This is a genomic window from Tessaracoccus terricola (genome assembly GCF_054776555.1).
The window spans coordinates 385,851-401,126 of sequence record NZ_BAAHBS010000004.1 but is presented as its reverse complement, the minus strand read 5'-3'; the positions used below and the strand labels follow the sequence as shown (position 1 = coordinate 401,126).

Below are 15,276 nucleotides of genomic sequence, written 5' to 3'. Positions count from 1 at the left end.
TCACGATGGCACCGGTGCCCAGCCGCTGTCAACAACCCACACACAGGGGGGCGCATGGTCACGGTCAGCAGGTTGCGGGTCGAGGCGAAGGACGAGCCCGTGGGGATCGACGTCGCCAGCCCGCGGTTCTCGTGGATCGTGACTTCTGCGGCGGAGGGGGTCCAACAACTCTCATTCCAGGTCAACGTCCGCAGGGTGTGCGACGTCACGGCGGTCGCCGACGAGGTCTGGGCGAGCGGGAGGATCACCTCACGCGATGCTCGCTGGGTGGACTACACAGGGCCGGGACTCGAGCCCAACACCCGCTACCGGTGGGACATCGTCTGCGACACCAACGCGGGCACTACCAGTTCCTGGTCGACGTTCCGAACAGGTCTCCTAACCGAGCGGGACTGGAGCGGCTCCCGATGGATCGCTCGCCACCGCGACGGCGCGCCCGTGCATCTTCCCGCCCCACTGCTGCAGAAGGAGTTCGACCTGGGCCGTCCGATCATGAGCGCACAACTCTTCGTCGCCGCCGGAGGCCTGGCCGACGTCCGGATCAACGGCACATCCCCCTGCCGTGGCGTGCTCGCCCCGGGGTTCGCGGACTACGAATCCGTCGTGCAGTACGACGCCACCGAGGTGGCGCACCTCCTCAACACCGGACGCAACACGATCCGGGCCGAACTCGGACGCGGCTTCTACGGGATCTCCCGCCGAAACACCTGGGGCTGGGAGCGGGCGCCGTGGCACGGTGAGCCGTGCCTCCGGGCGCTCCTGGTGGTGCACCACGCCGACGGTGGCCGCACCGTCATCGCAACGGACGAGGACTGGCTGGTCGCGGACTCGGGGACCGAGTTCGACGACCTCTATGCGGGTGAGACGTTCGACTTCGGCATCGCGGCGGCCCACAGCCGCCCTGACGCGAGATGGTCGAGTGCAGCCGCCGTGGCGGGGCCCCGGGGCAGGTTGGTCCACCAGCGCCAGCCACCGATCGAGGTCACGTCCGTCCTGGATCCGGTCGCGGTCAACTGTCTGGCACCGGGCCGGTACCTGGTGGAGTTCCCACGAGTCGTGGCCGGCTGGGTGAGGTTGTCCCCACCACCTTCGACGGCAGCGACGATTCGGGTGGCGTACTCCGAGACGCTACGACCTGACGGCAGTGCGGACAACGACGATCCCCACGACTACTACGACGGCCGGTTCCAGACCTGCGAGGTGACGTTCACACCGGCGGCCGAGCGGCAGTCCTGGGCTCCCAGGTTCACGTACTACGGATTCCGCTACGTCGAGCTGTCCGGGTGGCCGGAGGACACGCCGCCCACCGCCGCAGACATCGTGGCCGAGTGCGTGCACACCTCGGTGGCGAGAACCGGGGAGTTCCACTGCTCCAGTCCGATCCTCGGGGACATCCACCGGATCGTCGTCGACACGGTCCTGAACAACCTGCACGGGATACCCACGGACACCCCGACCTTTGAGAAGAACGGCTGGACCGGGGACGGCATGGTGGCCGCCGAACTCATGCTGACGAACTTCGACGCGCACGAGCTCCTCGCGAAGTGGGTGGGCGACATCGTCGCCACCACGCGCGGGACGGGCCTGCCGAAGGTGATCGCACCGCACGGTGGCTGGTCGTTCGACTGGGGCCCGACGCCCACGTGGAATGCCGCCATGCCGCTCCTCGCCTGGTGGCTCCACCTGTACACGGGCGACGAGCGCACGATGCAGGAGCACTTCGAGACGCTCGTCCGGCACGCGCGGCTCGAGTTCGCCCGTTCAGACGACGGCATCGCCACCACGACACTCGGGGACTGGGTCTCGCCCGAGACACCTCCCGGCGGCGGGAACCCGCCTGAGGATCCCCGAGTTCCCGCAACTGTGTTCCTCCACGCGATCCTTTCGACGGTGGCGGAAATCGCCGCGCAGCTCGGCCGCGACGAGGTGGCCCGGGAACTGGGCAGCCTGGCAGCCTTGGTTCGGGAAGCGTTCCAGGTCGCGTTCCTGGACGGCGACACCCTCACGGTGCGAGGTGTTGGCGAGGAGGGTTTCCGCCAGTCGCACAACGTGCTCGCGCTGGCGTTCGGTCTCGTGCCCGACGGCGTGCAGCAGGCGGTTGCGGACGCCGTCGCGGCCGACGTCGCTGCCCGCGGCCACCACCTCAACACCGGCGCCCTGGGCACGAAGTACCTGCTGCCGGTGCTCAGCCGACACGGCCACCCAGGGACCGCACTCCGGGTGGCCCAGCAGACCACCTTCCCCAGCTGGGGATTCTGGCTCGCAAACGGGGCCACCACCACCTGGGAGCACTGGGCCCTCGATTCACGATCCCGCGGCCACTACTTCCTGGGCACGGTCGACGACTGGTTGTTCCAGGACGTGGCCGGCATCCGCCCGTTGGAACCGGGACACCGGGTCTTCGAGGTCGCCCCGAAGGTGCCGGACCTGGCCTGGGCGCGAGCGTCCGTGGAGACGACTTACGGCACCGTCCGGGTCCGATGGTCCCGAGGCCCGGGCGGGTTCGAGATCGAGGTCGACGTCCCAGTGGGCGCCGAGGCATGCATCAACCTGCCCTCCGGCCACCGGGAACGCCTGGGCTCGGGGCACCACCGCCTGGCGGATGGTGTCCTAGTGGGTCGGGACGACGACGGATTCGATGCCGAGGACGTCGGCGACCTTTGAGATGGTCGCCGCGTGGTGCCCGATACCCAGGGCGTAGTGGTGGGTGGGGGCCTCCCGGACCCAGCGCTTGAGGAAGGTACGGACGTCGGGTTCGAACCGGCCGAGGGTGTTGGTGTTCCCGGTGGGCGGGACGGGCAGGTGCAGGGACTCGCCCTCCGCGATCACGAACTTGAAGCGCCCGTCAGCGGTGAGGGTGTTTCCGAGCATCGTGATGGGCCCCTCCTTGATGTTGAACTCCACCGACGCACCCGCGCCGGGCTTGCCGTGGTACTTCTTCAGGGAGCGGATCGCCGGACGCCCTTCGGCGATGTTGATGTGGTGCGGTCCGTCGTGGCCGACGAGGACGGCGTCGCGATCGAAGTCGATCGGGTGGAACTCCGCGAAGCTGCCACCGATGTCGAGCCGGTCCATCACCATCATGGCCACACAGGTCTTGATGTCGAACTCGCCACACATCGGGAAGCCGGCGGCCTGCAGCAGTGAGTTGCCGACGGTCAGGTTGGTCATCACCGTGCGGGTCTCCGAGCCCGGTAGGCCCTCGTAGTAATAGGCCAGGCCGTCGAGGCTCTTCTCGCTGATGAACCCGTCGAGGGCCACCGCCGCCCGAGCGGCGGTGTTGAGGTCGGGCTGGGTGAGCTTCATGGTGATCGGGTCGGAGACAGGTGCGGGGGTGTCGAAGAACTCCAGGATCTGTTGCTCCTTGGCCGCCACCGCTGCGGGATCGGGGTCGGCCCAGTGCCGCATGATGTCCTCGGGCTCGCACAACACCACGTGACTGCCGAATGCCGCTGTCAGCGCCGTGGGGTCGGTGTGCATGTCGAGCATCGCCTCCAGGACGTGCCCCATCAGCCCGATCCGAGCCGTCCGCAGCGAGTGGTAGACCTTCGCGATCCGACACCACTCAGCGATCTCGGCATCCGCCGCCGCATCACCCTCGAGCGTGCCCAGGATCACTTCCGGCACAGGCCTGCCCATCCGGACGGCCACCGCGGCGAACTCGGGCACCGAGCAGAAGTCGTCGTTCGCGAGTTGCATCCACGTGGTCGCATTCGCGTAGTCCAGCGCCGAACGCGGTTGCAGCGCCACCATCACCACCGGAACGTCAAGGGACCGGATCAGTGCGCCGAACGTCGACGAGGTGGCGTAGGTGACCATGTCCACCATCAACAGGTCCAGATCTGCGGCCCGGATCCGGGGCAGCGCTGCATATGCGCCCTGCGCCTCGTCCACCAGGCCGAAGTCCACCACCTCGACGCCGTTGCCGGCGACCTTGCCTGCCAACACCGCTGACTTGCGGAGCATCTCGTCCCGCAGACCGTCGAACTGGTCCCAGTACACGTGATGTCCCACTGACACGATCCCGACCTTGGCCGGCAGGGGTTTGCGACGTTCGATCAACATTGTTCCTTCTCCTGCGTCTCTTGGTTGTTCTGAAATTGCTGATGTTCCACCGGGGGCGCGCTCGGTGAGCCGTCCTGGTGAGCGCTCGCGCCGGTGCGTCAGTGTTCCTGCCACATGACTGTGAGCGTGCCCGTGACGCCTGGAACGACGACTTCTCGCGGACGCTCGTCCCCAGGCGACCCCTCGAAAGACTCGGGACGGGGCACACCGTCCACGTCGACGCGCACCTCGCCGAGCTCAGCCGGCAGCAGCAGACGCACTGTCGCATCGACCAGACCACTCACCCTCGTGCCGCGGGTCATGTGGGCGGGGAAGGGCGCGACCTCACGGCAACGGAGCATCCCTGGGGTGGTCTGCTCGACCAGCACCCGACACTCCAGGTGGAAGGACTTGGGCAGTTGGTGGACCGTGGCGCCGTCGGCCCCCAGCCAGCACTCGGTGTGCTGCAGCAGCGGCGCCCCCTGGGGCAGCCGCAGCCGGATGCGGGTGGTGGTGTCGGGCAGGTAGCCACTGAACCAGAACGCGCCGTCGTGCCGGTGGATCGCCTGCACCGCGCGGCCGGAGTCCGCCGTGCGCAGTTCGTGAGACACCCGCAGGCCCGCCTCGGCGACCAGGTCGCGGGCGAGCGCCCCGGCGTCGGCAAGCACTGAACGATCGTGCGGGACGTGGGTGCGCACTCCCCGCCCGTCCGGCTCCGAGTACTCGAACGGCGCGGACCCGCGCACCCAGAGCACCCGGCCGTCCCCGACCGCCCTGCTGGCGGCGAAGACGCGTTCGACGCCGCCGCGCGAGACGGTTGCCAGTGGCCGGACCCCGTCGCCCGCGGCCGGCAGCAACTCCGTGACCGATCCGCCGGAAAGGTGTGCGGTGTGCCTGAGTACCAGCGGCATCTCTGCACCTGGGACGACGTCGCCGGCCAGTTCGGTCCGGAACTGCAGGTCGCCGTCCAGACCGACTTCCGCCACACCGAGTCCCACCAGTTCGCGGCAGCGGTCATCCGCATGGGTCATCGACCCGTAGACCAGGACCGTGCCGCCGCGGTTCGCATGATCGGCGAGGACCCCCGCGAGGGCAGCCCCGATCCCGCCTGCCGGAACGACGAGCACCCGCCCGTCGAGGGCGCCGGAGGCCACGGCTGCGGCAGCATCGTCGGTGGGGACGACGGTGTTCAGGGGGAGGCCGGCGTTGATCGCCGACGTCAGGAACCAGTCCTCGAAGTGTGGCGTGCCGATGCTTGCCGGGTCATTCGCCATGGCCTCGTGGTACTCGCGGAAAGGGTAGACCCACACCAGTGGCCCGGCGGCGTCCGGCAGTGACTCGAGGGAGACCATGATGTGCGTGCCCACCTCGCGGGCGCAGCGCTCGTCGAGCACGCCGTGTGCGGTGTCGATCGCCAGGATGTTGACCTCCGTCGGCGGCTGCACCGTGCCGTCGGCCCGGATGCGCGAGACGGCGAAGGGCAGGTGGATGTCGAACGGTTCGCGATGGTAGAAGTCCCACCAGGGCTGCTGCCAGAACCACGGGTCGTTGGCGTAGAAGCGCATCCGGTAGCCGTCGCACCCGGCAGGCAGCAGCGCGATCCGCGACATGAAGCCGGACAGCTCGATCCCGAAGTCCTCGTTCAGAGGACCCCATGGCGAGTTCGGGGGCGGCGACGAGATGTGGCCGCCCTCGTAGATCTCGAGCGCCGGTACCGAGTCGGCGCCGATGTCGATCCCAGCCGTGTGGTTGGTGCCGCGCACCTGTACGGGGTGGTCGAGGTGCGCCGAGAGGTCTCGCCAGAATTCGAGCGCGCGCCGGCGCAACTCCCCGCTGCGCTCGGCGCGGAACCTGACGCCGTCGAAGGACTCCCCCAGCTCCGACCATGCATACGAACTGAACCCGAACCCGTTCGAGAGCCACAGGTAGTCGAATCCGAGTCGGTCCAGGAAGTCCTGAGACTGGCGACCTAGGAACTCACCGAAACTGGTGCCTTCCGGGATGCCGTCAGGGAAGCCGGCGTACCGTCGGTCGTCGGCCCGTAGCTCCGAGAAGTGGCGCACCATGGCGATGATCGGGCCGATCCCCACTTCCTCGCCCCGGGCCACCACCTCGGGATGGCGTTCGAACTTGAAGCTGGAGGGTGCGAACTCCGGTCCGGGGTCGAAGGTGGCTCCGACGCGGGTGGGGATGCCGCGTGCGGTCCCCTCGGCCCGGAAGGCCGCGACCACCTTCGCGAGGTCCCGATAGGTCACGCGCGGTGCGTCTCGGCGGTACGGGAGAGCCACGCGCTCGGGCTCCTTCTCCTCGCCGTAGGGCCCGTACTCGACGTTGTTGAACCCGATGAAGCGGGCCCACTCGAACTCCTGGTCGAGGTCCCCGGCCCAGTCCAGGATCTCGCTGCCGTCGGACGCCCACAGGAGCAGTGAGCACTCCTCGGCAGCTTCCAGCAGCGTCCTCCACTGGTCGAAGACCTGGCCCACGGTGGCCGCGACGGCCGCGTCCGTGAACGACTCGAAGGGTTTGAGCGACGTCTCGAGGTTGGCGCGGCGCAGGGATCGGGTCATGACTCCAGTCTCCCGGTCAGCATCTCCTGCCGGGCCGGTTCGACACCCACCGGCGGGCGTCCGATCCAGGTGCCGACGGTCCCGAGCGACGCGCCGCGGTCCCGTGCCACCAGGTCGTTGGCGGTTCGCAGTACGGGACGGGCGACGAGCGCCTCGGCCGCGATCTTCTCGGCGCATCGAACCCGCAGTTCGACGGTCTCGCCGGGCAGCAGCGTCACGAGAGCCTCGTCCACGCTTGCGGTGCGGTGCGCCTGGTCCGCGAGCAGGGTGAGGTCCTTGACCAACTCGCGGGCCCTGACCATCACGACGTAGCCGTCGTCGCGGGCCTCCGCGGTGGCTTCGAGCGCGTCGTCACCACCCAGGGCCAGGGCAGTGTCCTCCACGAAGTACCACAGCGCCCGCTCACCCGTCCCGAGCTCCGCGACGACGAACTCCCGCGTCGGGTCCGCCGGGTGGACCAACGCTTCGGGGAGCGCCAGCGTCACCGCGCCGCGCGGCAGCACCTCGAGGTCGAGGACTGCGGTGGCGAGTTCCTGACCCTGCAACGTCATGCGCCGCACGGTGGCCGTGCTCTGCCAATGCAGGTCGGTCTCGTTGTGCAACACCAGCGCGGGATCACCGTCGCGGGGTTGGAAGGTTGCGAGCCGGTCGGCGAACGCCGCGCGCAGGGCGAACCACAACGGCTTGCGCAGGCCGAGACCGTCGACGGCGGACCAGGAGATCACCGGCCAGCAGTCGTTCAGCTGCCACACCACCGAGCCGGTGTTGAAGGGACTCAGGGAGCGGAAGTGCTCGATCCCGAACCGGATGGCGCGGGCCTGGTTGAGCTGGGTTGCCCAGTGCCAGTCGACGTAGTCCTCCTGCACGGGCAGGTGATCCCCCAGGCCCCGTTCGAGCTTGAGGTTGCCGTCGGTGGCCTTCTGGTGCGAGAGCATCTGCGGTCCGTACGGTGAGCGGGGCTCGTCCCGGACGACGGATTCGAGCGTCGTCATGGCGGGCGGGCCCTGGAATCCGAACTCGGAGACGAACCGTGGGCGGTACTCGCGGTAGGTGGTGTAGTCGTGGGTGTTCCAGACGTCCCAGATGTGCATCGAGCCGTCCAGGTCGCTGTTCGGGTGCAGGTATCGGTCGAAGGAGAACGGGCTGCCCTCCAGGTAGGGGGTGCCCGGTGCGAGTTCGGCCACCAGCCCCGGGAACAGCCGTGTGTAGTAGCCCTCGCCCCAGGCGGCGCCCTCGAGGGCCGCACGCCATCCCCAGTCCGCCCAGCCCCAGATGTTCTCGTTGCCGCCGTTCCAGATGGCCAGCGAGGGGTGGGCCGAGAGGCGTGTGATGGCCTCGCGCGCCTCCGCCTCGATTTCGTCCCACAGTTCCGGCGCCTCCGAGTAGGCGGCGCAGGCGAGCGTGAAGTCCTGCCAGACGAGCAGGCCGAGTTCGTCGCACACGTCGTAGAACTCGTCGGTCTCGTAGATGCCACCACCCCAGACCCTGATCAGGTTCATGTTCGCCTCGGCGGCATCGGTGAGGGCACGCAGCAGCGATGCCCGGTCCACCCTGGGGAGATAGGTGTCGGCCGGGATCCAGTTCGCGCCACGAACGTGCACCGGTGTGCCGTTGACCGCGACCTGGAATCGGGTCCCGGTCTCGTCGGGCGTGGTGTCCACCGAAACGCTGCGGAACCCGATGCGGCCGGTCCAGGTGTCCACCAGCGCTCCGGTGGCGTCGAGGAGCGAGACCGTGGTCTCGTAGCGCGGCTGGGCGCCGTGAGTGCGTGGCCACCACGGCTCGGCACCGGGCACCTCGAGTTCCATTCGGGTACCCGGTGCCACAGGGACCGAGGCCGAGGTCAGGTCCGCGACGTCGACGCGGACCGTGTGCCCGGCGCCCTGACCGACGACGTCGAGGCGGAGATCGAGTGCCGCACCGGAGGCCTGGCTCCAGCTGGTGAGCGGCCGAACGCCGGCGAGGCGGGCCGTGGTGCGGGCCTCGAGGCTGATCGGCCGCCAGATGCCGGCGGTGACGATCTCCGGGCCCCAGTCCCAACCGAACGAGTAGGCGGGCTTGCGGATGCAGTTGAAGGGGTGGTCGTTGGAGTGCGGGCGCGCCCCCAGGACCGACTCGCGCGCCTCGGCGTGCTCCAGAGCACCTGTGAAGAGGATCCGGATCTCGTTCGTGCCCCGCCGCAGGAGGTCGGCGACGTCGAAGCGGTATGAACGGTGGTGGTTGGCCGAGCTGCCGGCCTCGACGCCGTTGAGGCGAACGGAGGCAATCGTGTCCAGTCCCTCGGCCACCAGTTCGACCGTGGGGTGCTCGTCGTCGTGCCACTCGAACTCGCGGCTGTACTCCCAGTCGGTGCGTCCGATCCAGGTCAGGTCGTGTTCGTTTCGGCCGTCGTAGGGATCGTCTATCAGGCCCGCAGCCAGGAGGTCCAGGTGGACGACGCCCGGGACACTCCCGGGGAAGCCGTCGGCGAGGGCTCGTGCCAGCTCATCGGGTACCGGACCAGCGACTGCCCGGCAACTCCAGCGGCCGCCGAGGTCGAGGCGAACTGCGGGGTGCGCAGGGACACCGCAGGGTGTGGTGTTCACTTGGATAACTCCGTTGTCTTTCGTGGGTTCGATGGGCCGGCCAGGGCTCAGGCGAACCGCCACGGGCATCACAGTAGTCCGTGACCGCCGCCTTGTAAAGCGCTTTAGTAATTGATCTGACCCGACAACACCGTTCCCCCTCCGACACGCGCGGGCAGGTACTGTTTGGCCCATGTCGAGACCTGCCGGCGACCAGCCACCCCGCCGACTCACCATCGCCGAGATCGCTGCCCGCGCCAAGGTCTCGCCTTCTGCGGTCTCCTTCGCCCTCAACGGCCGCCCCGGCGTCTCCCCCGAGACCAGGGAGCGGATTCTCGACGTCGTCCGAGCGGCCAACTGGCGCCCCAACTACGCGGCACAGGCCCTCTCGACCTCGCGCGCGGGCGTGATCGGCGTCGTCACGATCCGGCAACCGGGGAAACCACTGTGGTCCGCCAACTTCGGCGGTCACTTCCTGGCCGGGGTCCAGTCGGAGATCGCCGAGCACGGCGTGCTCCTCATCCTGCACACCGTCGAGAGCCTCGAGGAGGAGGCGGAACTCTACGAGCAGTGGCTGGGCGAGCGCAGGGTTGACGGCGTACTCGTCATCAACGCCCATGCGGATGACCCGCGCCTGGCGGAACTGGAGCGCCTCGACCTTCCCGCAGTCGTGGTCGGGGACACGCGCGGCCTGTCGTCGCTCAGCTGCGCCTGGACCGACGACGAGGAAGCGGCCCGACTCGCGGTGCAACACCTTGCGGACCTCGGCCACCAACACGTGGCACGCGTCAGCGGCAACCCGAAAATGCTGCACTTCGCCATCCGCGAGCAGGCGTTCATGGCCGCGGCGAAGGCCGCGCACGTGCAGATGCACGCCGAGACGCTCTACGAGGGTGCGGACACGGCGGACAGGATCCGCTCCCTGGCCGGAGGACCGAACCCCTTGACCGCGGTCATCGTCGAGGACCTCGAATTCGCGGTCCACCTCACCGGAGCCTTGGCGGGCGCAGGGGTCACGGTGCCGGGCGACGTCTCAGTGCTCGCGTGGGACGACGGCACGAGTGCCACCCTCCTCACGCCGGCCCTCACGGTGCTGAGCCGGGACCTCACGCGCTACGGCAGGCTGGCCGCCAGTGAACTCCTGCACGTCATCGCGACGGGTGAGCGACGCAGCATCGCCGGAACGAGGACGAAGCTGGTGGTCCGCCAGAGCACCGGCCCCGCCCCGGCCCGAGCCATCGTCGACGGACCATAACGATCAGGTCACGACCACCACGCAGCGGCTTGACAACTAAAGCCCTTTAGTTGTGTACTTCGAGGACCGGCCAGGTCTCGGGAAACCACCCGTTCCAACACTCAATGTCGAGAAATCGAGAGGACCCATGATGCTTGCATCACTCCGCCGCCGCACCGCAGCCCTGGCCAGCGCCGGGCTGGCCGTCGCCCTGATGGCCGGTTGCTCCACCACCGGCGCGCAAGAACCCGATACCGGTCCCAGCACCGGTTCGCAGGAAACCACCGCAGAACTCAGCGGCACCCTCACGCTCGCCACCAGCAGCGATCTGGGGCCCAAGCTGTTCATCGACGACTTCACGGCGGAGACCGGCGTCGAGGTCCAGGGGACGTACGCCGAGGCCGGCGCCCTCGGTGAGCAGATCCGTATCCAGGTCACCTCCGGCACCGCGCCCGACCTGTTCCGTTCCGCCCCCGGCTTCGCCGCACCCTCGTCGGTGCTCAACCTCGCCAACGAGGGTGCCCTGCGCGACCTGTCCGACCAACCGTGGGCCCAGTACGTCCCCGAGTCGTTCTCCCGCCTGCAGTCGATCGACGGTGAGACCTACGCGTTCCCCACGTACGGCCAGGCGATGCTGGCGTTCTACAACAAGGACGTGTTCGAGGAGGTCGGCGTCGAGCCCCCGACGACGTGGTCGGAGTTCATCGAGGTCATGGACGAGCTGAAGGCGGCCGGGAAGGTCCCGATCGCACTCGGACTGGCGGACAACTACATCATGCAGTTCCTGCCGTTCGCGCTGGCGGGGACGCTGGTCGACGGACTGGAACCGGACTTCTACGAGAAGCTCGACGCCGGAGAGACCTCTTTCGTGGAGTCCGAGGGCTGGCGCAAGACGTTCGAACTCTTCGTCGGGCTCGTCGAGGACGGCTACACCACCCCGGACCCCCTCGGCATGCCCGGTGACCCGGCCATGCAGTCCGTCGCCAGCGGCGATGCCGCCATCGTCGTGATGCCGTCGGCAGCCTCCCCCGTCCTGGCCGGCCTGATGACCGGTGGCGAAGATCGCATGGGGTCGTTCGCGATCCCGGCGACCGATGATGCCTCGGAGACCATCGTGCCGTTCACCCCGGACTACCTAGTCGTCAATGCCGACGCCAAGAACGGCGACGCCGCCCTCGCCTTCCTCGAGTACATCTCCACCCCGGAGAGGGCCTCACAGTGGGCGGCCGAGGTCGGCGCGATCCCGGCGCTCACGAATGCCGAGCCGATCGACAACGACGTGAACCAGACGATGCAGCCGTTCCTGTCCAGCGGCCAGGTCGCACCATTCTCGAACCACGGCTGGCCGGGCGGCCAGGTCGCAGGGGCGCTCATGGAGGTCGGCCAGCAGGTGGTTGAGGGGTCCAAGTCGATCGACGACCTCCTGGCAGCAATGGACGCGGCCTACCAGGAGGCCATGCAGTGAGTACCGCACTCGCCACGAGGGGGCCCGCGGCCAGCCCGCAGGCCCCCTCCGGGGCGAGCCGGCCGAAGGGACGTCACAGTCGTCGCAGGCTGGTCCCCCAGTGGTTCCTCGTTCCTGCACTTGTCCTCTACACCATCGTTGTGGTCTACCCATCGATCGCCGGCGGTCTGTACGCCTTCACGGACTGGCGTGGCGGAAACGAGGTCACGTTCACGGGGTTGGAGAACTTCCAGAAGTTGCTGGCGGACCAGGCGGCCGTCGCCTCCCTGCGCAACACCTTGTTGATCGCGGTCTCCCTCACGGTGGTCCAGTCAGGCCTCGGCCTGCTGCTGGCGCTGGCCCTCAACTCCGCCATCCGCGCGCGCAACGTCCTTCGCACCCTCTTCTTCGCCCCGATGATGATGCCGCCGGTCATCGTCGGCCTGCTCTGGCAGTACATCTACACACCCAACGGACCGCTGGACACCGCACTCCAGGCACTGGGCCTCGGAAGCCTCGTCCAGAGCTGGCTGGGCAGTTCGTCCGTGGCTCTGTGGTCCGTGATCGCCAGCGTGATCTGGCACCACGTCGGAATGTCCATGGTGATATTCCTGGCGGGCCTGCAGGGCATCCCGGACGAGCTCTACGAGGCCGCGTCGATCGACGGCGCGAGTCCGCTCCGGAAGTTCTTCTCGATCACCTGGCCACTGCTGGGGCAGGCGATCACCATCGCCACCGCCCTGACGATGACCTCGTCCCTGAAGCTCTTCGACCAGGTGTTCATCATGACCGGCGGTGGTCCGGGCGTGTCCACCCAGACGCTCTCCCTGATCATGTACCGCGAGGCCTTCGTCTACGGCGAGTACGGCTACGGCTCAGCGATCGCGCTGGTCCTCACGATGATCGTCGCGTTCATCGTCTTCGTCCAGATGTCCATCACCCGCAGAGGGGAGGTCGAAGCGTGAGCACCACCGCTGCAAGCAGGTCTGCGCAGGGGACCGCAACAAGGCCAGCAGGCCACCGCCGCCGGATGCGGCACGGCTTCGGTCGCCCCGTCCTAGAGGTCGCGATGATCCCGATCACGATCGCGTACCTGTTTCCGCTCTACATCATGGTCTCGATGTCCTTCAAGACGGGCGGCGAGATCGCCGCCTCCACGGTGGCCCCACCCCAGTCACTGCACCTCGGCAACTACGAGACCGCCTGGGTCTCCGCCGACCTCGGCCGCGCAATGCTCAACAGCCTGCTGGTCACGGCCGTGAGCATCACGATCGCCGTGCTGATCGGCGCCATGGCCGCCTACGCCATCGTGCGCGGCAATCGTCGCACCAGCACGGTCAAGCTGATGGCATTCCTGCTGGGAATGATGATCCCCGGCCAACTCGGCATGGTTCCGCTGTACATGCTGATGCGGGACGCCGGCCTGCTGCAGACCCACGCATCGTTGATCATCTACTACGTGGGCAGCCTGATGCCCATGACGGTGTTCCTCTACACGGGGTTCCTCAAGACGCAGTCCCCCACCTTCGAGGAGGCTGCCAAGATCGACGGCGCGGGCTGGTGGAAGGCGTTCTTCCACGTCGTCTTCCCGCTCCTGCGGCCAGTCACCGGCACCGTGATCATCATCAACACCATCAACACCTGGAACGACTTCCTCACCCCGCTGCTCTACCTGGCCGGCACGCCCAACCGGACGCTGCCCGTCGCGGTGTTCTCGTTCCAGGGCGAGTTCGCCAGTGAGTGGGGCCTGATCTTCGCAGGCATGATGATCGCCGCCCTGCCGGTGCTCGTCGTGTACTTCTTCCTGCAGAAGCACGTCATCCAGGGCTTCGCCGGTGGCCTCAAGGGCTGATGCGGTGGACGTCGACCGCCTCGCCCCCGTCGCGACCAACGTCCACCTGCCGGTGCGGGTCGCCCCACCCGACAACATGAGCGACGCCGGTTCGCTCGTCACCCGGATGCGCCACGTCCTCCAGCGTGGCGCATCCGGCATCCGCCTCGTCTACTCGAACTGGTCCAACGTCGACGGCCGCGACGTCCCCGGCCCCGACCCGATCACGGTCTCCGCCAAGGTCGTCACCCACGCCGAGCACGTCGTTTGGTTCTCGGGCTCCCGGTACTTGAGGCTGGAGCCCGGGGAGGCCGGGATCTCGGATCCCGTGGACATCTCGGGCAGGGCGGGCCTTGCGTTCCTCACCGACACCACCGTGGAATCCGACCCGGGCGGCTCAGTCCCGCTGGGATCGCAGACGAACGCCCACGACGGCGAGGGCGTGGCCCCCCGAGGCGGTGCCACCGTGCGACCGGGGACAGCCCACGGCTACGGCCCGTGGCAGGTGCTCGGCGACGTCGGCTCTGCGGCAAGGGACGCGCCGACGGTTCTCGTCACAGGCGACTCGAACGCCGTCGGTTTCGGAGACGTGCGCGGCTCCGCACACCACCTGGGTTGGGTCCAGCGAGCCCTCCAGCCGGAGTTCCCCACGCTGAATCTGGCCGTCAGTGGGGCGACCGCGCGCGGCGCGCTGTCGGTGCCGTCGCGTCGCCGTCGCCGGGTGTTGTTGCAGTGGGTGCAGCCCTGCGTGGCCATCGCCGCGCTCGGCACGAACGACCTACAGCAGGGCGGGCCGGGGCTGGCCGAGATGCAGGATCTGCTGATCGAGCACTGGCGCGACCTGGAGGCCATGGGCAGCAGGGTCCTGGCCTGCACCATCCCGCCGGTCACCACCTCGGGCGACGGCTGGCGCACCCTGGCCGGTCAGACCCCGACGGCCGGCGCACGGGTACGCGCACAGGTCAACGACTGGCTGCGCTCCGTCCCGTCACCCCTGGCAGGGGTCATCGACGTCGCAGCAGCCCTCGGCGCGCCGGCATCGCCGTCGCTGTGGCGGCCCGGATTCACCCACGACGGACTCCACCCGAACGAGACCGGCCACCGCGCCGCCGCCGAGCGCGTTGATCCCGCAATCCTGCGCCCCTAGGAACGGTGGCGCTCCCAGCTCTCCGGCGGACCGGGCACGACGTGGAAAACCGGGTGCGGGTCGGCGGACCCCAGCCGCCCCAGCCACTCCGGGGCTCGGGCGAGCACCTTCGCTCGCAGGTGCTCCAGCTCCAGCTCCAGTTGTCCGCGGGTGACGGCCATCCGGAGCATTGCGGCGGGATCCGCGTCGAGCCGGGTGCGGTCGAAGCGATAGCCGCGGGCATCGGCCTCCTCGGCCACGGCCGACAGGTACGTCGCCACGGCCACCAAGGGGTCGGGACTCGCCCGGAAGCGCTCCAGCTGGGGGTGATTCCGGTATCCACGCGTACGCCCGGCGAGGACCGCCTGCGCCAGGAGACCCTCGCGCCAGCAGGCGACGAGCGCGGCCCTGTCCAGGAGGGCTGGATGGAGACTCCAAAGGCGCATGGGAGCCAGCATGCCAGTGC

At 68.6% G+C, this 15,276-nt stretch carries 10 protein-coding genes; 6 read left to right on the top strand and 4 right to left on the bottom strand.

The window, feature by feature from the left end; translation table 11 throughout:
• Positions 1 to 54: 54 nt before the first annotated feature.
• The gene (locus ACYU7G_RS07610) at positions 55 to 2,664 is read left to right on the top strand and encodes a family 78 glycoside hydrolase catalytic domain (protein WP_461106413.1); all 2,610 of its coding nucleotides are present in this window, start codon (positions 55 to 57) and stop codon (positions 2,662 to 2,664) included.
• Here the strand turns inward: ACYU7G_RS07610 and ACYU7G_RS07605 are convergent.
• From ACYU7G_RS07605 to ACYU7G_RS07595, 3 genes are all read right to left on the bottom strand, one after another.
• On the bottom strand, positions 2,611 to 4,065 hold the full coding sequence (locus ACYU7G_RS07605) for a hypothetical protein (protein ID WP_461106411.1): 1,455 nt from the start codon (positions 4,063 to 4,065) through the stop codon (positions 2,611 to 2,613). The two genes, ACYU7G_RS07610 and ACYU7G_RS07605, sit on opposite strands and share 54 nt — an antisense overlap.
• Positions 4,066 to 4,163: 98 nt before the next feature.
• Positions 4,164 to 6,611 carry a hypothetical protein gene (locus tag ACYU7G_RS07600; protein WP_461106408.1) on the bottom strand — a complete coding sequence of 816 codons (2,448 nt, stop codon included), beginning with the start codon at positions 6,609 to 6,611 and terminating at the stop codon, positions 4,164 to 4,166.
• Positions 6,608 to 9,196 carry a glycoside hydrolase family 2 protein gene (locus tag ACYU7G_RS07595; RefSeq protein WP_461106406.1) on the bottom strand — a complete coding sequence of 863 codons (2,589 nt, stop codon included), beginning with the start codon at positions 9,194 to 9,196 and terminating at the stop codon, positions 6,608 to 6,610. The genes ACYU7G_RS07600 and ACYU7G_RS07595 overlap by 4 nt, the downstream gene beginning before the upstream one ends.
• Positions 9,197 to 9,368: 172 nt before the next feature.
• Here ACYU7G_RS07595 and ACYU7G_RS07590 point away from each other — a divergent pair, with 172 nt between their 5' ends.
• The 5 genes from ACYU7G_RS07590 to ACYU7G_RS07570 all read left to right on the top strand — a co-directional run bounded on the left by ACYU7G_RS07590 (position 9,369) and on the right by ACYU7G_RS07570 (position 14,831).
• Entirely contained in the window at positions 9,369 to 10,430 is a 1,062-nt protein-coding gene (locus tag ACYU7G_RS07590; protein WP_461106404.1) for a LacI family DNA-binding transcriptional regulator, read from the top strand.
• A gap of 127 nt (positions 10,431 to 10,557) precedes the next feature.
• Positions 10,558 to 11,874, top strand: coding sequence for an ABC transporter substrate-binding protein (locus tag ACYU7G_RS07585; protein ID WP_461106402.1), 1,317 nt, complete (start codon positions 10,558 to 10,560; stop codon positions 11,872 to 11,874).
• On the top strand, positions 11,871 to 12,818 hold the full coding sequence (locus tag ACYU7G_RS07580; RefSeq protein ID WP_461106400.1) for a carbohydrate ABC transporter permease: 948 nt from the start codon (positions 11,871 to 11,873) through the stop codon (positions 12,816 to 12,818). The genes ACYU7G_RS07585 and ACYU7G_RS07580 overlap by 4 nt, the downstream gene beginning before the upstream one ends.
• Positions 12,819 to 12,922: 104 nt before the next feature.
• Positions 12,923 to 13,705 (top strand): carbohydrate ABC transporter permease, encoded by a 783-nt coding sequence (locus ACYU7G_RS07575; RefSeq protein ID WP_461106398.1) that lies wholly within the window; start codon positions 12,923 to 12,925, stop codon positions 13,703 to 13,705.
• A 4-nt stretch (positions 13,706 to 13,709) separates the two neighbouring features.
• Positions 13,710 to 14,831 (top strand): SGNH/GDSL hydrolase family protein, encoded by a 1,122-nt coding sequence (locus ACYU7G_RS07570; RefSeq protein WP_461106396.1) that lies wholly within the window; start codon positions 13,710 to 13,712, stop codon positions 14,829 to 14,831.
• On the opposite strand, the gene ACYU7G_RS07565 is transcribed toward ACYU7G_RS07570, so the two are convergent.
• Positions 14,828 to 15,256 (bottom strand): pyrimidine dimer DNA glycosylase/endonuclease V, encoded by a 429-nt coding sequence (locus ACYU7G_RS07565; protein ID WP_461106394.1) that lies wholly within the window; start codon positions 15,254 to 15,256, stop codon positions 14,828 to 14,830. The genes ACYU7G_RS07570 and ACYU7G_RS07565 overlap by 4 nt on opposite strands.
• Between the last annotated feature and the right edge of the window lie 20 nt (positions 15,257 to 15,276).